This is a genomic window from Actinopolymorpha alba DSM 45243, from assembly GCF_000373925.1.
GTDB lineage: Bacteria > Actinomycetota > Actinomycetes > Propionibacteriales > Actinopolymorphaceae > Actinopolymorpha > Actinopolymorpha alba.
Genome location: NZ_KB892772.1, coordinates 1 through 20,490 on the forward strand (window position 1 = coordinate 1; position 20,490 = coordinate 20,490).

At 65.8% G+C, this 20,490-nt stretch carries 17 protein-coding genes; 9 read left to right on the top strand and 8 right to left on the bottom strand.

Annotated elements, in window-relative coordinates:
- Positions 1-179, top strand: a 179-nt coding sequence (locus B141_RS47750) for a zinc ribbon domain-containing protein (RefSeq protein WP_157180821.1), incomplete at its 5' end; no start/stop codon positions are given.
- A gap of 74 nt (positions 180-253) precedes the next feature.
- On the opposite strand, the gene B141_RS0124675 is transcribed toward B141_RS47750, so the two are convergent.
- Together B141_RS0124675 and B141_RS0124680 are read right to left on the bottom strand one after the other, a co-directional pair.
- Positions 254-1,291, bottom strand: coding sequence for a Gfo/Idh/MocA family protein (locus B141_RS0124675; protein WP_020577864.1), 1,038 nt, complete (start codon positions 1,289-1,291; stop codon positions 254-256).
- Positions 1,292-1,412: 121 nt separating this feature from the next.
- Positions 1,413-2,912, bottom strand: a complete 1,500-nt coding sequence (locus tag B141_RS0124680; protein ID WP_020577865.1) for a CehA/McbA family metallohydrolase — start codon at positions 2,910-2,912, stop codon at positions 1,413-1,415.
- 811 nt (positions 2,913-3,723) lie between these two features.
- Here B141_RS0124680 and B141_RS0124690 point away from each other — a divergent pair.
- Positions 3,724-4,131 carry a DUF4259 domain-containing protein gene (locus tag B141_RS0124690; protein ID WP_020577866.1) on the top strand — a complete coding sequence of 136 codons (408 nt, stop codon included), beginning with the start codon at positions 3,724-3,726 and terminating at the stop codon, positions 4,129-4,131.
- Positions 4,132-4,463: 332 nt separating this feature from the next.
- On the opposite strand, the gene B141_RS49585 is transcribed toward B141_RS0124690, so the two are convergent.
- The 3 genes from B141_RS49585 to B141_RS0124710 form a co-directional block, all read right to left on the bottom strand.
- Positions 4,464-4,619 (bottom strand): hypothetical protein, encoded by a 156-nt coding sequence (locus B141_RS49585; protein WP_020577867.1) that lies wholly within the window; start codon positions 4,617-4,619, stop codon positions 4,464-4,466.
- A 233-nt stretch (positions 4,620-4,852) separates the two neighbouring features.
- Positions 4,853-8,545, bottom strand: a complete 3,693-nt coding sequence (locus tag B141_RS42525) for a type ISP restriction/modification enzyme (RefSeq protein ID WP_020577868.1) — start codon at positions 8,543-8,545, stop codon at positions 4,853-4,855.
- 344 nt (positions 8,546-8,889) lie between these two features.
- Positions 8,890-9,600, bottom strand: coding sequence for a hypothetical protein (locus tag B141_RS0124710; protein WP_157181253.1), 711 nt, complete (start codon positions 9,598-9,600; stop codon positions 8,890-8,892).
- A gap of 867 nt (positions 9,601-10,467) precedes the next feature.
- On the opposite strand from B141_RS0124710, the gene B141_RS49590 reads away from it, so the two are divergent.
- Entirely contained in the window at positions 10,468-10,962 is a 495-nt protein-coding gene (locus B141_RS49590; protein WP_157181254.1) for a hypothetical protein, read from the top strand.
- Positions 10,963-11,558: 596 nt separating this feature from the next.
- Positions 11,559-11,789 (top strand): zinc finger domain-containing protein, encoded by a 231-nt coding sequence (locus tag B141_RS0124720; protein ID WP_020577872.1) that lies wholly within the window; start codon positions 11,559-11,561, stop codon positions 11,787-11,789.
- Between the two features lie 872 nt (positions 11,790-12,661).
- Here B141_RS0124720 and B141_RS46060 read toward each other — a convergent pair.
- Complete coding sequence (locus B141_RS46060; protein ID WP_084678495.1) at positions 12,662-13,474, bottom strand: IclR family transcriptional regulator; 813 nt, start codon at positions 13,472-13,474, stop codon at positions 12,662-12,664.
- A gap of 163 nt (positions 13,475-13,637) precedes the next feature.
- Between B141_RS46060 and B141_RS0124735 the strand changes: the two genes are divergently transcribed.
- From B141_RS0124735 to B141_RS42535, 5 genes are read left to right on the top strand one after another with little or no spacing between them, the layout of a single operon-like run.
- A complete protein-coding gene (locus B141_RS0124735) occupies positions 13,638-14,162 on the top strand; it encodes a GNAT family N-acetyltransferase (protein WP_020577875.1) in 525 nt (174 codons plus the stop codon).
- Entirely contained in the window at positions 14,159-15,280 is a 1,122-nt protein-coding gene (locus B141_RS0124740; RefSeq protein WP_020577876.1) for a Gfo/Idh/MocA family protein, read from the top strand. Before B141_RS0124735 ends, B141_RS0124740 begins: the two co-directional genes overlap by 4 nt.
- Positions 15,281-15,336: 56 nt before the next feature.
- The gene (locus B141_RS0124745) at positions 15,337-16,713 is read left to right on the top strand and encodes an aspartate aminotransferase family protein (protein WP_020577877.1); all 1,377 of its coding nucleotides are present in this window, start codon (positions 15,337-15,339) and stop codon (positions 16,711-16,713) included.
- A complete protein-coding gene (locus B141_RS0124750; RefSeq protein WP_020577878.1) occupies positions 16,707-17,906 on the top strand; it encodes a mandelate racemase/muconate lactonizing enzyme family protein in 1,200 nt (399 codons plus the stop codon). The genes B141_RS0124745 and B141_RS0124750 overlap by 7 nt, the downstream gene beginning before the upstream one ends.
- Positions 17,903-18,898: an amidohydrolase family protein gene (locus B141_RS42535; protein ID WP_202805899.1), complete on the top strand. Its 996-nt coding sequence runs from the start codon at positions 17,903-17,905 to the stop codon at positions 18,896-18,898. Before B141_RS0124750 ends, B141_RS42535 begins: the two co-directional genes overlap by 4 nt.
- Here B141_RS42535 and B141_RS0124765 read toward each other — a convergent pair.
- Together B141_RS0124765 and B141_RS0124770 are read right to left on the bottom strand one after the other, a co-directional pair.
- Positions 18,859-19,692 (bottom strand): carbohydrate ABC transporter permease, encoded by an 834-nt coding sequence (locus B141_RS0124765; RefSeq protein ID WP_020577879.1) that lies wholly within the window; start codon positions 19,690-19,692, stop codon positions 18,859-18,861. The genes B141_RS42535 and B141_RS0124765 overlap by 40 nt on opposite strands.
- The gene (locus B141_RS0124770; protein WP_020577880.1) at positions 19,689-20,489 is read right to left on the bottom strand and encodes a carbohydrate ABC transporter permease; all 801 of its coding nucleotides are present in this window, start codon (positions 20,487-20,489) and stop codon (positions 19,689-19,691) included. The genes B141_RS0124765 and B141_RS0124770 overlap by 4 nt, the downstream gene beginning before the upstream one ends.
- Position 20,490: the final 1 nt, after the last annotated feature.

The window sequence follows — 20,490 nt, forward strand, 5'->3', positions numbered from 1 at the left end:
AGCAGTGCTCCGAGTGCGGCCACGTCGACAAGCGCAACCGTGTCGACCAGGGGCTTTTCATCTGCCGGAACTGCGGGGTCGTTGCCCACGCCGACCGGAACGCTTCCCACAACATCGCCCGCAAGGGCGAGGCTGTGTGGACTGCGGGGCGTGAGTCACGCGTCCCTGCCACCCCATAAGGAGTGTCTGGACGCAGGAGCCAACCCAGCAGCCAGTTGGGCGCTACCTCCAAGCCCGGTCCTTCAGGGCCGGGTTAAGTTGACCGCAGGTTGCCCACCCGGTTCGCGTCGCGCTGGGCGGTGAGGGCGATCTCAGTCGCGGTGAACACCAGTTCCTGCGGAATCGCGCTGTCGCCGCGTTCGACCACGTCGGCGAGGATCGCGGGGAAGTACGGAAGCTCGAGGTCGTCGCTGCGCAGGTAGTTGGTGCCCTCGCCGTTGACGAGAAAGAGGTGGTCGCCTCCGGGGCGGCCGAGCAGGTCGATGTGCTTGCGTACCTCGATGTAGCCCTCGGTCCCGAGTACCGTGAGCCGTACGTCCCCCCACACTCCGAGGCCGGCCGGCGTGTACCAGTCGACCCGCGCGTAACCCTGCGCCTGATCGCTGCGTAGTACCAGTTCACCGAAGTCCTCGAACCCAGGTCGGTCCGGGTGGGCGAAGTTGCCGACGGTGGAGGAGACCACCTCGGCCGACGTCGAACCGGTGAGGTAGAGGAACTGGTCGACCTGGTGGGACGCGATGTCGGCGAGGATGCCGCCCGCGAGCCCGGGATCGAAGGTCCACGCCGGCCGCGTCTCCGGGCGCAGGTGGTGCGGACCGAACCCCACCGTCTGGACGACCCGGCCGATCGCGCCCTCCTCGATCAGTTTCCGCGCGTGGAGCGTGGCGCGCGAGTCCGTCCGCTCCGAGAACGCCACCGACCAGAACCGGCCGGACTCCGCCACCGCCGCGCGCACCTCCGCCAGCTGGTCCAGGGTGATCGCGCCCGGCTTGTCGGCCACCACGTCCTTGCCGTGGCGCAATGCCTCCACCGAGATCTCGGCGCGACGCGCGGGAACCGCCGCGGTCACGACCAACGCGATGCTCGGGTCCTCGAGCAGCTGTCTGGCGTCGGCGACCCGCGGCACCTCGGGGGCCTGCTCTGCGACGGCAGCGGTCAGCTTGGTGTCGGTCTCGCTCCACAGACCCGCCAATTCCGCGCCCGCTTCGGTCAGGCCGCGTACCAGGCCGAGGATGTGGGGGTGGTCTAGTCCCAGTACGGCGAACTTCAGTGGTTTGCCGGCTGTCGTCATGCCCCCACCCTTCCACGACCCACACGTGCCCGGATGGCCACATCGTGCCGAGGTCGTGGCGTCCGGGGTCCCCGGGTTCCGTCGCCGGTTCGTGGTGAACCGGCGACGGAGCCCAGCCGGGTCACTCGTCGCCGATGAAGATCGGGTTGGTCATCGCCACCATGGCGTTCGGGGTGGTGCTGTTGGGGCCACCGGAGGTGCGGCGCACCTCGGCGCGGACCCAGCGGGTGTAGCGCGGGTAGGTGGTCCAGGTCAGCGTCGCCTCACCACTCGCGGGCACAGTCGCGCTCCGCTCCGGGCCGAGCTGGTCGTTAATCACCACGGTGGTGTCGGGCGCACCCTTCACCGTGACCTCGACCGTGACGGGCGTCCCGGTGCTCGCGCGCAGGCGTTCACCGATGCCGGCCTCGCGACCCTCGGCGCGGGCCGTGAACGCCAGCGACACCGCGGTGGACTCGGCGAGGTAGGACCGGCCCGCCTTGAGTCCTGCCATCAGGTCCGTGCGCGCCAGGCTGTCGGCGAGCACGACGGTGTGCGGAAGCGCGACGATGTGGTCCGGGTTGTGCGCGTCGGAGTTGCCGATCGCCGGAATCCACTGCCCGCCACGCAGCAAACCGTCCCAGTGCGTCACGGATGCTTCGTCGGCGCGGTCCCACGGGCCGTTCCACACCTCGACCAGGTCCGCCAGCTCGTAGGCGTACTCGTAGGTGCAGCCGAAGCAGTTCGCGAATGGGTGCGCCGCGGTCACCAGGCCGCCCACGTCGTGGACGTCGTTGACGAACTTGCGGAAGTCCTTCGGGTCGGAGGCGCGGTAGCGCCAGTCGACCCACGTCCCCGCAGGGAGCCCGATCGCCGGCCAGTGCCCGGACCGGGTGGTGACCTCCTCTCCGTTGAGGATCAGCAGGTCGTCGGTGGCGTAGTTACCCCAATGCAGCTGGGCGCTCTGGGTGTTGTGCTCGGTGGAGGTGATGAAGTCCAGGCCGGCGGCGCGGGCCGCGGCCACCAGCTGGTCCGGCGTACGCCTGCCGTCGGAGTGGACGGTGTGCAGGTGGGAGTCGCCGCGGTACCACGCCTTGCCGCGCTGCTTGGCCAGCGCACTCGTCGGAGCGGGGTTGGGCTCGAACGCCTTGCCCTGCGGGCCGAACGAGAGCGTGATGTCGACCTTGTAGTTGAGGCCCTGCGGCGCGACGGTGTAGGGCCCGAGAATGACGTGCCAGGTGCCCGCCTTGATCGGGCCGGGCACATAGCCGGGCGTGGCCTCCGACGCGCTGATCGAGAACCGGTCCCGGAAGCCGCCGGACCAGCCGCGGAACCCGTTCTGGTTGCCGAGCTGGATGCCCTCGGGCCCGAACATGCCGATGTCGCAGGCATTCCCGCGCGTCCCGGGCGGAACGGCGGGCCTGTCGTAGGAGTAGACGACATCGATCTGGTTGACGCCCTGCGGCACCTTGACCGGGAGGTAGAACCAGTCGGAGATGCTCAGCGGGAAGGTGCCGGTGACGGTGCGGGTCTGGGTCGTGGTGTCCGCGCCGGGCTCGGCGAAGGCCACCTCGGGCAGCATGGTCACCGCCGCACCGGCGGTCAGGACCCCGCCCGCTCGCAGCAGGTTGCGTCGACTCAAACTCCCAGCAGACATACGTACCTCCGGATGATCAATGTTTGAGACGTGGACCGAAGCTACGGCCAGCGGAGGACCGACGGGCCACGAACGCACGAACACCCGTGAACTTTGTCCGGGCGGTTCTCACCTTCTAGCGGCGGTCCTCCGGGTCCGCCGCACGTAGGAGTCGACCCGGCGTCCACTCGAGGAGCGCTCGACTCGACGCGGCGTCCCGCCCGGATCTACACCTCCGCCACCCGGCGGCGAAGGTGCTCGACGTGCGGGTCGCTCATTCCGAGCGCGAGTGCCTTGTGAAGCTGACACATAGGCTCCGTGGACGGCGACCGGCGGTGGCTCATGGCGTGCGAACGACGCGCATCGATCGTCACCGCTCCCCCGGGCTCGCTGGGCCAGCGCGACGCGGACGGCGGACAGCACGTCCTGTCTGGTGAAGCAGATATGCCCGAACACTGGTCGTGCCGTCGTCTACGGATGGTCAGCTGGGATGTCTTGCTAGGAGGTAGATCGGGGCGAGGCCGGCGGGGTCGATTGGTTGTGGTTGTCCTACGACGTCGGCGATTTCGACGATTTGCGTGCGGTTGAAGTTGAGGGTGGCCCACGGGGCGCGTCCGGAGCCGTGGGGGTAGCGCCATCAGATGGAGCAGGAACGCATTCCGTTGACCGGCGCAGTCGACGCCCTCATGGCTTCCGGTTGACGCTGCCGACGTCCCTCCCTGGCCCCGTTCGGGTGACAGAAGCACCACGCACCTTGCAGCCGTCCGTGGGGTTGTGCTGAGATCCCTTGCCAGTTCGGCCTGGGATGGGAGATCTGATGGGTGCATGGGGCACTGGAGTCTTCGACAACGACGGCGCCCTGGACTTCCTCACCGAACTCAGGCAGTGCGATCCCGAAGATCGCGAGAGGTTCATCCGCCAAACGCTCCAGACCGCCGCAGGCAGCCAGGACTACCTCGATATCGACGACGGCCAGATGGCGATCGTGGCGGCCGCAGCTGTAGCCGCAGCACGTGCAGGTCAGCCCCTCAACAGTGGCACCGACGAGATCGTCATCGCCCCGCCAACGCCCGAACTCCTGGCCCAAGCGGTGCGAGCGCTGGACCGCGTAACTGGCGAGAGCTCCGAGTGGCGCGAACTGTGGGGAGAAGGCAGCGTGGCGGGCGGAGACATGCTCGATACTGCCCTTGCCGCCGTCGCCGAGGTTCGTACCAATCTGCTCTAAGCGCCGGGACATCCCTACTCTGGTGGCCACGATTCGACCACACAGCACGTCAAGGGACGCCAGTCCACCGACCAAACCCGCATGCCGTCCTGCCCACGATGCGCCCACAAATGATGATCAACAGGGATCGGCGCAGGCCCCTGAACCTTCGCTGGTCAGAGGCCTGTTTGTGCTGGTTGTGGCAGGTGCAGGGTTCGAACCTGCGTAGGCTGAGCCGACGGTTTTACAGAAAGCCGGCTTCTGCCGTCTGACCTGCCCGTTCGCCGACACGCGCAGAATTTCGCCGCGCATACGCCGCAACGCTCAGCTGTTTGTTGCTCGACAGCAGGAATTCAGACCTTGAAGCGCATGACGACGCCGGCTTGACCGTTGCGCTGCGTTGGCACGAAGCCGAGGCGTTCGAACATCGACACTAGCCCGGACTGCGGCGCCGTTCTCGGCGTGAGTTCGGCGGCCTGGACCGGCCCGATGCCTGGCACGTCCTTCACCGGCCACGACTTCAGGCAGTCGTTGACCTCCTCCGATCGTCAACTAGCCGGAGCGGGGCGAGGCGGCAGGCTCCGTGCCAAGCCCGCCAGGTCATGCCGGAAGACCACACCGCCCGAAGGGAGATCGCATACGTGGCACAGGTCGCTGGTCCTTCGGCAGACATCGCCGAACTCGAACCGTAGCCTCGTCGAACTCAACGCTCGAGACCCGAGGAAGCCTGGCCTTATGAGCGCTAGAAGAGAGTGGGTGGGTCATCAGACGGCACGGCGGTCCTCGCATCACGCGGAGGCGGAATGACCGTGGCAGTTTCAAGGTCGTCTGTTGTGAGGAGTGGACCTGAGACGATCCGCTCGAGCAGATCAGCCTGCTCCGGCTCCAGAGCGACGCAACCCTCGAGGACAGCGACAAGATCCCGAAGCTCTTCGGTCACAGCTCCCGTCCAACGGGTAACCGTCAGGTCGTCCAACGGCGATCCACCGCGACGCCCTTTCGGGTTGCGCCTGCGGTAGTCGAACCAGTGCTTGATGACTCTCATCCCGGAGACTTCGTATGCCCACACGGCCGGGCTGACCGGGCCGATCTGACCAGAACCCACCCAGAGGATTCGGCTGTACTCGTCGTAGGTCATCGAGTCAGGCATCTCCTCTTCGCTCCCCGGTATGGGGACAAGCACCCCTGGTCGGCCTGGCATTGGCTCGTCACTCGGTCTGTTGGCGCTCGCGTCGACGAACCGCTCTCCATACGTATGTAGCCAGATGACCCGCCGACCTAGCCCTACAGCCCGGCGCCAGAGCCCTGGATCCGCCGTCAGCGGTACTCGTACGCCTGGTTGTTGAAGCTCATCGCGGAAGCGCTCGGTGTACCCGGAATGCGCGACGATGCCCGCCAAATACGCCACCACGTCCTCAGTACCGACTTTGAGGCCGAGTCGCATCTTGAGCAGAGCGAGCAGCTTCGGCGCGACGTTGGGGGTCTGACCCGCCGGATCGCGGTACAGGGGCATGACACGACCGCCGCGACCGTGCAGGTAATGCGTGTCGGGTATGTCATTGCTGAACACGGCGGCAGGGCCGTTCGTTAGCGGCTCCCGAAGCTGAGTGACCAGATAGACTTGACGCGGCCCAGCGATACGCCACAAGTCAAGACGCGGACGGTCTATGACCCGCTGATCAGCAATGAGGTACTGTCGATCAAAGCTTCGAAATCCTAATCGTGCGATTGCTGGCTTGCGACTGACCTCCTGCCTGAGCGTCGGTCTTGAATGCTCACCCGATAACGCTGGTAGGACCTTATCGATTGTGCGATCCCTCGTCTCCTTCAGAAGACTGCGTTTTTTAGACGGGTCGGCGCGAATGATCTCCCTCCACCGCTCACCGAGGATCTCGCTGCTTGGTCCATGGACCCATGCTCGGTTGCTCTTTACGCCTGGCGATCCGTACGGGAGGAGGTCGTCGATTGTCGGAAATCTGGTCCAGTCGCCAGCTTGCATTGGACGTAGAGGCGCATCCCAACCGATCGGGCAGTCAAGGAATGAACCGTGAGTAAGGTTAATCGAAGCCAGACGATTGAACTTCTCCAGTTGGCTACCCGCCACCGCAAGGTAACGAACCCGTGCGGGATTATCGACCCGAGGTTCCGAGGAACGCGCAAAGATACCGATAGCCACTGGATGCTGAACACCAGGAAATATTCGGGTCCTCACCTCTGACTGATGGCCCTCCGGTGAGACATCGATGATCCATCCGAAGTCGGCCTGCTGCCGCAAGTAGCGGCGCATCCCCGCGAAGCCTGGCCCGTTGAGGTACGCGTTCGTCGTGATGAACGCAACGACACCCGCTGGCTGGTCCGCTGTTGACTCGAAGGCCTTCCATAAAGCCCAGCGCCAAAAGTAGACAGCAAGGTCATGAAGCTTGTACTCGTGCTTGCCATTCCCTGGTTGGCGGAAGTCATCCAGCAATGACCTCTTACGGCGCCCACCATCCAGCACCCATTTCCCGAACTTCTTCGCCATAGCTCGGTAGGGTGGGTTCCCGAGCACGACCATGACCCGCTCGTCGGTCTTCACCTTGTTCGCGGCTATGCGTGAATCCACAAGCGGCCGATAGGGACGGGATCGGCGGGGTATCGGCATGCCGATGGGGTCGTCGAGAGTGTCGGCGACATAGAGTCGGAAGTCCTCGTCCTTCGCTTCGGTGTGATGCGCAGCGAGAGCCTGGTCGAGCTTGAGTTCAGCAACGGCATAGGGTCCTATCTGACGTTCGAACCCGATCAGTCGTGGGAGAAGGTCCCGTAAGGAGGCCGGTACATCACCGCGCTCGCCGGTGACGGTATCGGCTACCCGATCGATCACGCTCTGCAGGAAGGTCCCAGTTCCCATTGCGGGATCCAGCACCACCACGTTGTCGGCGGCAAGTCCCCGCCTGATCTTGAGCTTCGCCCGTAGCACCTCGTCGACGAAGTTCGTCATGAAGTCTGCGACCGCTGCGGGTGTGTAGTACGCACCTGTCTTGCGACGAAGCAGAGGGTCGTAAGCTTCGAGGAACTCCTCGTACAGCCAGTGGTACGTCCCTGCCGTCGGCCACTGCGCCCAGTCCGCGACTCCGATGACCCGCCGCATGGTCTGAAGAACGATGCTGCGATCCTCGATGCTCGGCCCGCGCCCTGGCCGAGCAGTCAGTAGTGAAAGTGCCCGCCCCACCAGGAGATGGCGCTTGGCGAGCTTCTCCCCAATGTCGGGAAGCTCCAGGCCTTCGAACGGGACACCCTCACGTCGGGCGAGTAGCAATCCGAACGTGACTGTCTGAGCGTACGCATCGACAAACTCCTGGTCAGTCAGGTCTGGGAATAACCACTCCTGCCAGTCCGCGACGTGGTCAGACAGCAAGGGACTGTCGCCCGATTGTCGCTCACGTCGTAGGGCCTCACCGACGTCTTCACGAAGAAGGTGGCACAACCGCGCCGACGTCTTGATCAGACCGCGCAGATCGCGCGGAGGAGTCGGTTTCCACAGCAGGTAGTCTTTTAGAACCGAGGCGAACCTGCTGTCCTTCGGACGGAGCCTGGAACCTGCCCGCGCCAGATCCCCCTCAAGGATCGCGATTTCAGACCGCTCGCCGAAGTGATAGACCGCCCAATGAGACCCATCGGTATACAGAACGTTCGGCAGCGCCGAGAGCTTCTCCCACTGTTTACGGTCCCTGGCCTTGCCCCAGCGGGGCGAACCGGGTACACCCATACCCGGCGCCTTGAGCTCCACGACCCCCGTGCTCGCTCCACCAACGTCGATCGCAAGGTCTGGGCGAACTCCTAGGAAGCGATCCGCAGCTTCCCGGTGCGCCCGCAGGTCAAGCCCCAGCTTCCTCGTTACCGTTCCAAGAAGCGTTTCGACGGCGAACGTCAAGTTGGCTTCAGCCTGACCGATTCCCGCCCGAAGTAGCGGCGCGACTGTCGCTCCAAATGTTGCGACCGCTTCCTCGACCGTTTCAAGGAACTCGGCAGCTGATCCGCGTATCGCACGTGGCTGGGGGATCTTTGTATTGGACCGGTGCGCCGCCATGACGCTCCCCCATTCTCCGGTCGATGAGATCGTCATCAACCAGACAGCCCATACAAATCGCTCTGACGGGTGACACAAAGTCATCGCCAGGGTGAATGGGTGGAGCCCGTAGATCAAGACCGAGAGGAGCGCCCTTTCCGCTAACGGCCATCGGGCAGCTCCCTCGGTGTCGGCGTAGTGCGGCCGGACAGACCGCGATGCGTCCACCTTGTTGGCGAGCAACCCAGCCGTTGCTTCGGCAGTGACGTCGTCTGCCACGAAGGTGGGTATCACTGGCACCTCGATGCTCTGCGCAGTCATCGCGGCGTACGCGCGTCGTGACCGGTCAGGCATGTCGATCAAGCCGGTATCGCACAAGTTCTCAAGCACGCGGCCGAAGTCGGCTCGGGACGCGATGATGCGTGGCGACGGCCATAATTACCGCAGCCCTACCGCTTGCTGACTCGCCTGGACGCACGCGTCGCCAGGCAATGCCTGCAACTGCTCGATCAGAACGATGATCACTGCGCACATGTGCGCCATCGCCCCAGACCATGCTGCTGCAACGTACGACGACTTCGAGCGCGTGGCGCATGGCATTTGCCGGCTCACCAAGCAAGCTCGGCCACGCTAGAAGGACAGGTCACCCCGAGCCTGCTCGCTGCGTTCCGTCGGGACGCAGAGCCGGCCATTCTGATCGTCGTCGGAGAGCGGAGGCAGGGACGAACGTCGGCTCATTGGCCGCGGAGGAACACATCCAGCTGCGTTCGCAGCGCCTCCAGCGGGCTTGCCTCGTCCGGCAGCCGGTGGATCAGTCGGTGGCACGTCGGGCACAGAACGTCCAGGTCGTCCACCTGTGTGCTGACCGACCTTCCCTTGGTCTTGCCCAACGACGAGCGATGGTGCACATCGAGCGCGAAGAGCCCAAAGTGAGCGCCGTAGCCCCGGTCGCAGGCGGCGCACATACCGTTTGCGGCGAGGATGGCGGCCTCCCGGTTGGTGGACGACCGGCTCCACTTGTCGCATCCAGCGATCTTCTTCTTCAGCTCTTCGTCTCCCAGCACGGTCCGCTCCCGGACAGCCTGGGCAAGGGCCGCGACCAGGTCCCATGCTCGCTCGCCCTCCAACGGCGCGCGCCACCGCGGCGATAGCGGTTCGTTCATCAGCTTGTAGACCGACTCGAGCGCGACGGGTGGGGAGATAACGACGTCTGCCTCATCGTCGTAGATAGCAACCAAGTCGAACCCGTCATGCCCGCGCTCGACGTCGAAAACAGGAACCAAGTCGACCGCGTACTTGCCGCGCGTGCCGAACACCCCGAGCAGCAGGTCTCCCGGCTCGCCCCCGGAACTTCCACCCCTGGCAGCCGAGGTCTCCGTCCTCCGCCAGCAGTTCCGGATCTCGGAGCGCGCGCTGGATGGGACCTTGAGAGCGACTGTAGGCAAGCAAATCCTTCTCAGTCCCGTCGCAGCGCAGGATGCGCAGGTCTGGCCCTGACCGCTTGGCCAACGCGAAGAGCCCGTCGGCTACCTCGTCGTTATCTCGCGCCCCGAGCAGCCCCGCCGCCGCATTATCCCTGACCATACGTCGCAGCATAGGAGCGCGCCGGGCCCGACGCGACCGCTAGGCTCACCTTGCAGTGTGACGGTCTCAATGCACGTGATGCCGGCTGGCGACGGCTACAAGTACCTGCTGGGCACGGTCGGCGACTGCGACAGGTCCCTCTCGACCCCGCTGACCCGCTGCTACAACGTCGCGGGCACACCGCCGGGCCGGTGGCTCGACGGCGGTCGGGCTCGACCCGTCAGACCCTCGGCTCGCGCCACGCGATTACCCCGTGAGCTGGAGCAACCGCGGCTACGACGTCGAGGTCACGTCAATCCCCTGGAACCGTGGACGGTTCCAGGGGATTGACGTACCTTCGATGTCGGAGGGGTCCGAATTCGGATGGACGCATGCGCTCTCATTAATGGGCAGAGAGTGCTCCTAGAGGTAAAGACTGGTCGATTCGCTAGGTTGTCAGAGAACCAGAAGAAGGCATTCGAGAAGCTTCTTGGAAGGCTCGCCGGAACGAATAACGAACAGATTATTCCACGAGGGAGGCGAGCCGAAGAGGCAGGATTCAGGGTTGGGGTAGATGTTGGCCCAATACCGTTTTGGATAGTCTGGCGGCCGTAGCTTGACGAATCCGGTACGATACGCGCATGGTATCGCCATTGGAAGCAGCTGTCAGAGGCCCACTAGGTGAGCTTGGATTCCGCAAACGAGAAGCTGGATTCACGATAGATCTCGCTAGCGGCGTCCTAGGCTGGGTGGGTCTCAACACTGCGACAGAGCACTACCCCAAGGGCGTGTGCGAGGTTCTTCCGGTCGTAGGGGTCAGGCATCAATCAGTGGAGCGAGCCTTCGACGAGCTTTTGAGCCTGCGATTCAAGAGATACGGAGCACCCACCATTAGCACTCCTTTGTATCTGATTATGCCAGGCGGTAATACCTACACTCCGTGGATCTTCAATGCCTTCGACAAACCTGAAGTCACGGCGAATGAGATTGCTGCCGCCGTGAATGAATATGGTCTCCCATGGATGAAGGAGAAGGTGGATCTGCAGAGAATTGCTGAATACTTAGAGCATGAGGGTCATGGCTTCTTGCTGCCCGAGTACCGGGTACCGATTGCCCTGGCCTTCTTGGGTCGGAGCGCCGAGGCGATTGCGATGGTCGAAGCGAGGGATGCTATCGACGACAGGTCTCAATATCATTCCTTTTCCCAAGCCTTTTCGGAATGGATTTCGCGAATATCAGGTTGATAGCGGGCGACGGCTGTAACTATCGATGCGGCCCCGTGTCGCAGGCTTTTGGGAAGCCCGCAACACGGACTAGCGGCACCGGTAGGCCAGCTCCTGAAAGAGCTGTCAGCTCAAGCTACGGTCGAGGGCCTCCGGTCACCCGATGGGCTCGCCGTCTCCCAGCAGCCCGTCCCTGCCTGGCGTCCACCCATGCCGCGAGGCCCGAAGAATGTCGACGCGCTGTTCCAGCCCGGTCGGCGGTATTCGGTGCCTCCCGTCGGCGACGTCGTAGTGGAGACCCGAGCCGCCCGATCCACGCGCCGACCGGCCGCTGTTCCGCCAGCTCGCGGATCTCATTCGAGGTCAGATTGCCTCCAGTGAGCTCGCGCCTGGTCAGCGGCTGCCCAGGCCGGAACGGGAGCGAGAAGTCCTCACTGCCATCGGTTGACAGGCACGCCGTCGCTCACCCCCATGGCGGCAGCCGGATGAAACAGGCCCGGCGGCCGGAGGCGCCGCCGGGCCCTTGGAGCGGGGAGGGACGACGTGCGCTGGTGGAAGATTGGGACGTTCGCGGTGTTCGTGATGTTCGGATATCTCCTGGCCATCGCGGTGGAGCGATGAACGACGAGAACCTGATCGACTCCGGCCGGCTCGATTGGGTGTTCGATGGCCACCTGGCCGCGAGGTACGGCTACACGACTGCCGATCTCGCAACGCTCGCACGAGTGCTGTCGAGGCCGTGCCCACACTGCTCCGCGGAGCCCGGCTTGTGGTGCATGAACACACGGTCCGGTGGACAGCTCGAAGGCTTGGACAACCAGCACCTCGCGCGGCGTCATCTGAGGTAGAGACGTCGGCTTGGCCGGGACGACTGAGTAGGTCGCGGAAACTGCGTCCGCTCGTCAGGCTGCCAATCGGTTGGAGAAGCAACCGGATAGCGCTCGGTCAGGGCGTCCGAAAGACCGGCTCGTCAACCTTGATGGGAAGAGTGCCTTGCCGATTCAACTCGCTGTAGTGACGAGTGTCGCGATTATGGTGTTCACCATTCCGCTGGTGATGCCGTACGCACCCTCACCCAGTTCGGTGACACGATAACCGGACTCCGGGATTGCCGGCCCCGTGGCGAACTCGGGCACAGGCGCGAATTCCGTCATTCGGCGCTTCCCCTCGCGGTCCGATGTCGGATCACACGCCGACCTTGACACGGCCACCATTCCCGTTCCCTCACCCGAACATGTGAGAGATAACCAGCGCCTGCGGCAACCGCGGTCAGCAGCAGCCGTGGTACCTCGGCGGGCGCGGCAATGGTGACCGATCGCCGGGTACCGGCAGAGTTTGGCGAAGCCCGGTTCAGCGGATGGTGTAGCCACGAAGGAACCGCTCGACGAGGTTCCCCGCCACCCGGGGACTTGAGCAGCGATGCCCAATAGGCCTGGGATGACGGGGCCCTCAGAATTGCGGCCGAAGCCTGTGACTCGTTCAAGGTCCCGGGCTGACGGCTCCTCCGACTCTGTGTCAGCGCCGGATCGGTATCAGCGGCCGACAACGCCGGTACTAGACCGCGACGTCGGCGCGAGCGCTCCACGAACTCCAGAAGTTCGACACCCGCCTGGCGCCGACCGCAAGTCACTTCATCAGTCAGTTTCGTCGTCGGCCGCGCCGAGGAGGGATTTTCAGAACTTCAACCATAGAAGGCAGAACGACACCTAGCAAAGTACTACTAAAGCCCTGCGCGATTACCGCGCAGGCGAGTCCGGCGGGCCAACGTGTCCGCCGCGCCGACCACCGACTCGGTGATCGTCGCCCGACTCTCGCCGAGGATCTGGTGCTCCAGGCCGGTCACCCCGATCGCCGCCACCGCGTAGCCGTCGTCACCGACGACAGGAGCGGCGATGCAGGCGATGCCGGGCTCCTCTTCCTGGTCCTCGATGGCGTACCCGCGCTCGCGGATGATCGCGAACTCTTCGCGAAGTTCCTTTCTCGACAAGCGTTTCGCCTTCGGCCCGGTGCCGGGCGTCGCGAGCTCGATCAGCTCCGCCGCCCTGGCCTCGGGCGAGAACGCGGCGATCGCCTTGCCGAGCGCGGTGTGGTTGTATGGCGACATCCGGCCGGGGAACGTGTTGAACTGCACCATCCTGGTGGTGGCCGCCTTCGACACGTAGACCACCTGTGCACCGTCGAGCACACCCAGGTGGGCGGGTAGTCCGACGTTGTCGCGCAGGTGGTTCAGGACTGGGGCACTCTCGTCACCGAGCTCCACGCGGTGCAAGGTGGCCATGCCCATGCTGTACAGCTTCAGCGTCGGCCGCCAGAGATGACTGCGGCCGACAACGGTGCGCTGAGCGTAGCCCTGGGACTCGAGCGCGGCCGTGATCGCCCAGCACGTCGTCACCGCCATCCCGCACCGCGCGGCGAGGTCGGTGAGGCTAATCGGCTCACCGGACTCGACCAGCGCTTCGAGCACCTGCAGGCTCCGCCTGGTCGATGCCGATCCTGCCTCGGGTGGCCGCTGCGCCATTCCGCCTCCAGTCATGCCCTTGTCGTGCCGCAGCCCTGCAGCATGCGCTGCCGGGTATACGTCCGGGTGCGGCAACGGCGTTCCATCCCTCTTACGCTGTCGCGCCTTGACGCTCCTTCAACCGGAGCAGTATATTCAAATTACCGATTATACATTCTAAATACAGAAAATAATTACCATGGACTCGCTGCTGCTGCGTCGTCCCACTCTGGACACCCTGCCGGACCTCGCCATCGACGTGGGTGTCGCCACCAGCGCCGACCTGACAGAGCTTGCCCGGGTGCTCGACGCGGCGTTCGCCGAGGACTGGGATGTCGACCGGGTACGCCGTAATCTCGTCGACGACCCGACCGTGAAAGGGACGTACGTCGTCCGGGACGGCGACCGGATCGTCGCGACGGCGTCGGCGCGCCTGCTCCCCGAGCAGTATCCCGATGCCGGCTACCTGCATTGGGTCGCGGCCGATCCGGCCGTACGGGGCAAGGGCCTCGGCGCGGCGGTCACCGTCGCGGTGCTGCGGGACTTCGTTGCGCGAGGACTCGCGTGCTCGGTATTGGAGACCGAGGACCACCGGCTGGCGGCGATCACGCTGTACCTCGGCCTCGGCTATATCCCGCAGTACCGCGATCCGTCGCATGAGGCGCGCTGGTCGGCGATTTTCACGGCGCTGGCGGACGTCGCCCGTAAACGGGCCCGGCCATGACACTCCGCGTCGGCGTGGCCGGCTGCAGGCGGGGTGAGGGATTCCTCGCGGGTCTCAGATCGCTTGCCGGCAAGGCGATTCTCACGTCCGTGTACGACCCGGACGCCGACGCGGCCCAGCGCTTCGCCGCCGAGCACAGGATCGTCACCGCCGCGAGTTACGAGCAGCTGGTCGACACGGTGGACGCGGTCGTCGTCGCATCCCCGCAGCAGTACCACGCCCCGCAGGCGATCCACGCCCTCGAATCCGGCCGGCACGTGCTCAGTGAGGTGCCGGGGGCGGTCAGCCTCGAGCAGGCGCAGGCACTCCTTGCGGCCTGCCGGCGCAACACCGCGACGTACATGCTGGCGGAGAACTACGGCTACACGCGGCCCAACCTCGTCGTCGGTGCCATGGTGGCCAAGGGCGTGTTCGGCGACCTCTACTACGCCGAATCCGAGTACCTGCACGAGATGAAGTCCTGGCACACCACGCCGTCCGGTGCGCCGACCTGGCGCTACCACTGGCAGGTCGGCCGCGACGGCCACACCTACCCCACGCACAGCCTCGGCCCACTGCTGTCGTGGCTGGACGACCGGATCACCGCGGTCAGCTGCGTTGGCACCGGCCGCCACACCGATCCCGAGCACGTCATCTCCGACACCGTTCTGCTGCTCGGCCGGACCGCCCGCGGCGCGCTGATCCGGACGCGACTTGATTTGCTGTCCAACCGGCCCCACCTGATGGACTACTTCTCGATCCAGGGCACGGGTGGCGCGTACGAGGCCGGGCGAGCCGGTGAGCCGGGTCGCGTCCATGTCCACGGTCGGACACCGGACAACACGTGGGAACCCATCGACCGCTACGTCGAGGAGTTCCTGCCCGAGCAGTACGCCGATCCGCTGGACGGCTCCGGCCACTGGGGCGCGGACTCCTGGCCGGTCAGGGACTTCGTCGCCGCGATCGAGGCCGGCGAGAGGCCTCCGATCGACATCTACGCCGCTCTCGACATGACACTGCCAGGTCTGGTCTCGGAGCACTCGATCGCTCAGGGCGGTGCCTGGCTCGCGGTTCCCGACCCACGGACCTGGACTGCGGGGATCGGCGTGGATCCCGGGCGCGAGGCGCCGTTGACCTGACAGCCCTGCGTACGAACGAAGAACCGACCGCAAGGAGCGCCGCTCGCGTGAGAGAGATGTCGTCGACCCGACTCCGAAGCGCGGCCGAGTTGGCCGCTCGTGCCCGCGCCGCCATGCCGGGCGGGGTGAGCAGTGGCCAGCGTTCGATCCCGGGCCTGGAGGATCTGGTGATCAGCCGGACCGACGGGGCGCGGTTCTGGGACGCGGACGGCAGGGAGTACGTCGATTTCCATGCGGCGTTCGGCCCGCCCCTGCTCGGCCACAACGACCCGGACGTCACTCTCGCGGTGATCTCCGCGCTGACCCGGACCGACCTCGCAGGCGTCGGAGTCACGCCCGAGGAGATCGAGCTCGGCGAGCGGCTGATCGAGCTGGTACCGAGTTTCCAGCGGTGCCTGCTCACGTCGACCGGGTCAGAGGCCACGTTCCATGCCCTGCGGCTGTCCCGGGCGGTGACCGGCCGGCGTCTCGTGGTCAAGTTCCAGGGCTGCTACCACGGCTGGCACGACGCGGTGAGCCTCAACGTCATCTCCGCGCCGGAGATGATCGGGCGCCGCGACCCGATCTCGACGGGCATCCTGAGCGAGGTGCTCGACGCGACGCTCGTCCTGCCGTTCAACGACATCGCCGTGCTCCGCAGGACATTCGCCGACCACGGCCCGCAGATCGCGGCGGTGATCGTCGAACCAGTCCCCCACAATGTCGGCGCGCTGCTGCCCGACCAGGAGTTCCTGCAGGCGCTGCGCGAGGAGACCACCAGGGCGGGCACGATCCTGGTCTTCGACGAGGTGATCACCGGCTTCCGACACCACCTCGGTGGCTGGCAGGCGATCAGCGGCGTCACACCGGACCTGACCACGCTGGGAAAGGCGATCGCGAACGGTTACCCGCTCGGCGCGATCGGCGGGCGAGCGGATCTGATGGACGAGTTCAGCACCATACCGGGCCGGCCAGTGTTCTTCGCCGGGACATACAACGGGCATCCGGGCATCGCGGCCGCCGCCAACGCCACCTTGACGAAGCTGCAGACCGAGCCTGTGCACGAACACGTGTTCACACTCGGCGGCCGGATCAGGGACGGGCTGTCCGCGCTGTTCGCGGGAAAGGGCGTTCCGGCTCAGGTGACGGGGTACGGCTCGGTGTTCGTGGCGTACTTCATGACCGGACCGCGACCCCGGACCTACGCCGACCTGCTCGCCAACGACGTCGGACGGTTCATCGGCTATCGCCGGAACCTGATCGCCGACGGCCTGTTCGAGCTGCCGCTCAACCTCAAGCGCTCGCACGTCAGCTACCGGCACACCGATCAGGACGTCGACCGCCTGCTCGAGGCGGCCGACCGTGCAATCGACGCGACGGTCCTCGACGGTGGCGCCACGCTGACCACTGGAGTGAGCACGATGGGCAGCGCACATGAGGAACCGGCATGCTGACGGTCGATCGGTCCCGACCGACCGGGCCGGCCGGGCGGATCAGCGGGGTCGAGACGCTCTCGCTCGGGACGGCGTGGCGCGACTTCTCCTTCGTACGCCTGCACACGGACGCCGGTCTCGTCGGCATCGGCGAGATCACCCATCCGTACCGAGGACGCGAGACCTGCCTGCTCGCCGAAGCGATGGGCGCGCGGCACCTGCTTGGCGCCGACCCGTTCGACGTGACCGAGATCTGGCAGCGGATGTTCCAGGGCGACTACTTCCGCGGCGGCGACATCGGCGGGATCGTCGCGTCCGGGGTCGACCAGGCCGTGCACGACCTGATGGGGCGTGCCCTCGGACTGCCCGTGTACCGGCTGATCGGTGGTGCCGTCCGCGATCGCGTTCCGGTGTACGCCAACGGCTGGTACACCGGCGACCGTACGCCGGAGTCCTTTGCCGGCAAGGCGAGAGAGGCGGTGGCGCGCGGGTTTCGGGCGTTGAAGTTCGATCCGTTCGGTGCGGGGCACGGCCAACTCTTGCCCGAGGAGCTCGAGCAGGCGGTCTCACTAGTCGCCGCCGTACGGGAGGCGATCGGTCCCGGGACCGAGCTGTTCGTCGAGGCGCACGCGCGGTTCTCGTTCCCGACAGCGGCGGCGATCGTCGACGCGCTCGCGCCGTACGGAATAGGCTGGCTCGAGGAGCCGCTGCCCTGGACCCACATCGAGCGCTACCACGAACTTCGGGCCAGAGCCGCGTTTCCGATCGCGGGCGGCGAGCATTTCCACCATCGGTACGAATACCAACGGTTGTTCGACACGCGTGCCGTCGACATCGTCCAACCCGACCTGTCCATGGCCGGCGGGTTCACCGAGATCCGCCACGTGGCCGGGACCGCCGACCTGCACGGCATGCTGGTCGCGCCGCACAACTCCAACTCACCCGTCTGCACCACCGCCACCATCCACCTGGCCCTGGGCCTGCCGAACCTCAAGATCGTCGAAACCTTCGACGCCATGCTGGAGGACTTCGTGACCGAGGCGATCAGCGGCACGCTGCCGATCGTCGACGGGCACGTCGGGATTCCCACGGCGCCCGGGCTCGGCATCACCTTGCACGACGAGGTGTTCGCCGAGCACCCGCCACGGAGAGGATTCTGGAACCTGTTCGCCCCCGGGTGGGAGGATCGCGACCAGAGCCGACCAGATCGGTGATCATCGACGTCCACAGCCACCTGTTCGACCATTACGACCAGCTCGGCGAACCGTTCCGCGGCGATTCCGCCCGCGCGCGTGCCGGCGAGGTGGATTTGCTGGTGCGCTACGAGGACTACGCCTCGACCGCCCCACCCGACACGCGCACGATCGTGGTCGGTGGCAAGGCGATGCGGAGCGGGTTGTGGGTGCCGGACCGGGCCGTGGCCGACTACACCGCGGCCTATCCGGAGCTGATCGGTTTCCTCTCCCTCGACCCGACCCAGCCGGGGTGGCGGGACGAGCTCGAGCACGGGCATCGGGACCTCGGTCTCCGGGGGATCAAGCTCATGCCCATGTACGCCGGCTTCGATCCGGCCGACCCGGTTTACGACGACCTCTACGCGTACGCGGAGCGGAACGGCCTGCCGTTGCTGGTCCACACCGGGACCACGTTCGTCCGCACCGCTCCCCTGCGCTGGGCGCTGCCGGTCCACCTGGACGAGGTGGCGATCCGGCATCCCGGGCTCCGCATGGTGCTCGCCCATCTGGGCCACCCGTTCGAGGGCGAGTGCATCGCCGTGATCCGAAAACACCCGCACGTGTACGCCGACGTCTCGGCCCTGCACTACGCCGTTCCAGCTCTGGCACGCGCTCCGGCTGGTCCAGGACTACGGCGTCTGGCCCAAGCTACTGTTCGGATCGGACTATCCGTTCACCACCGTCGACGCGTCGATCGAGGGTCTCCGCAGGGTCGCCGCCGTACCTGGAATCCCCGGTCTCGACCCGCTCGACGCCGACCAGGTCGAGCAGCTGATCCATCGCGAATCCCTGCCACTGTTGGGCCTGACATGACCGAGCACGCACCCGTTTCGTTCGACCTGAACAGCGATGCGCACCGCCGGACTCGCCGAGGCCTGGAAGGCGCGGATCCCGTCCCCGCAGGAGTTCATGCGGCCGTGGCGCAACCCGGTCACTTGACCGACCCCATCACCAGCCCGCGCCGGACATAGCTCTGCAGGACGACGTAGAGCAGCATCGGGGCCGCCGACGAGACCAGCAGGGCCGCCATCGACAACGGGTAGTCCGCGCCGGCCAGCCGCTGACCGAGGCTCGCGATGCTCGCGGTGAGGGTCTGTTTCTCGTCGCTATGCAGGAACACCAGCGGCACGAGCAGGTCGTTCCACCACCCCGTCAGGTTGAAGATCGACGCGGTGACGAAGCCCGGAACGCTCAACGGGACAACGATGTCGAGCATGACCCGCCGGTACGTGGCGCCGTCGACCTTCGCCGCTTCGATGAGCTCGTCTGGCAGCACACGGATCACCGCGGTGATGAGGAAGATGCTGCCGGGAAGTGCGCGGGCGACCCACATGCCGATCACCGACACCGGCGAGTCGCCGAACCCGAGCCCGACGAAGAACAGGTAGTTCGGCACCAGGATCGCGATGATCGGAATGCCCATGCTCGCCACCACGAGGCCGAGGATCACCTGGCTGCCAGCGAACCGCAGCTTGGCGAGCGCGTAGCTCGCCGGAACCGCGAGTACGAGGGTCACCACCAGCGCGCAGGCGGCATAGCCGGCGGTGTTCGCGAGGATGCGGACGACGTCGAAGCGGTTCCCGAGCGCGATGAAGTTCTCGAAGTTGAGCCAGTTCCGCGGGAGGCCGATCGGGTCGTCCATGAACTCCAACGACCGCTTCAACGAGCCCGTGGCCATAAAGAGGATGGGATACACCGCGGCCAGTGCGACCAGGCTCAGCGCGATCGTGGTCAGCCCGCGGCCGATCCGTTTGGCAGCGGTCATCGGCCCAGCCTCTCGATCAGGCGTACCTGGAACCACGAACAGGTGAAGGCGATCACCAGCAGGAGCACGGCGAGCGCGGAGGCCGCGCCGAGCCGCCCTTCCTGGAACGCGGTCAGGTAGATCATGTAGTCGATCGGTGTGGTCGACCGGCCGGGTCCGCCACCGGTCGACACGAACACCAGGCCGAACAGGTCGACCAGCACATAGATGACGTTCGTCAAGAGAAAGTACGCCACGGTCGGCAGCAGTTGGGGCAGCACGACGAAGAACAGCCGCCGCCACCAACCGGCGCCGTCGACCTTGCTGGCCTCGATCAGCTCGGGCCCGATCGTGGAGAGTCCGGCGAGGAAGATGACCACGCCCTGACCGAGCGTCTGCCAGTAGAACGCCGTCAGCAGAACCGCGAACGCCGTCACGGTCTGGCCGAGCCAGTCCTGCGCGAGCGACCCGAGACCGATCGCGTTCATGACGCCGTTGACCGCACCGTCGGGGCTGAACAGGATCCGCATCAGCAGCCCGACCACGGCCGCCGAGAGCACCGTCGGCAGGTAGTACACCGACCGGAACACCCGCCAGCCGGGCACCCGGTCGTAGATCGCCACTGCCACCACGACGCACAACAGCAGCAGCGGCGGGATCGAGCAGAGGAAGACGAGGTTCGTCCGGAACAGCTCGAAGAACTGCCCGCCGAGCAGCGCATCGGCGTAGTTCGCCAGCCCGATCCAGGTGCCGGTGGCGCCGTTCCAGTCGGTGAAGCTGTGCCAGATCGTCGAGAACGTCGGGTACCACAGCAGCACC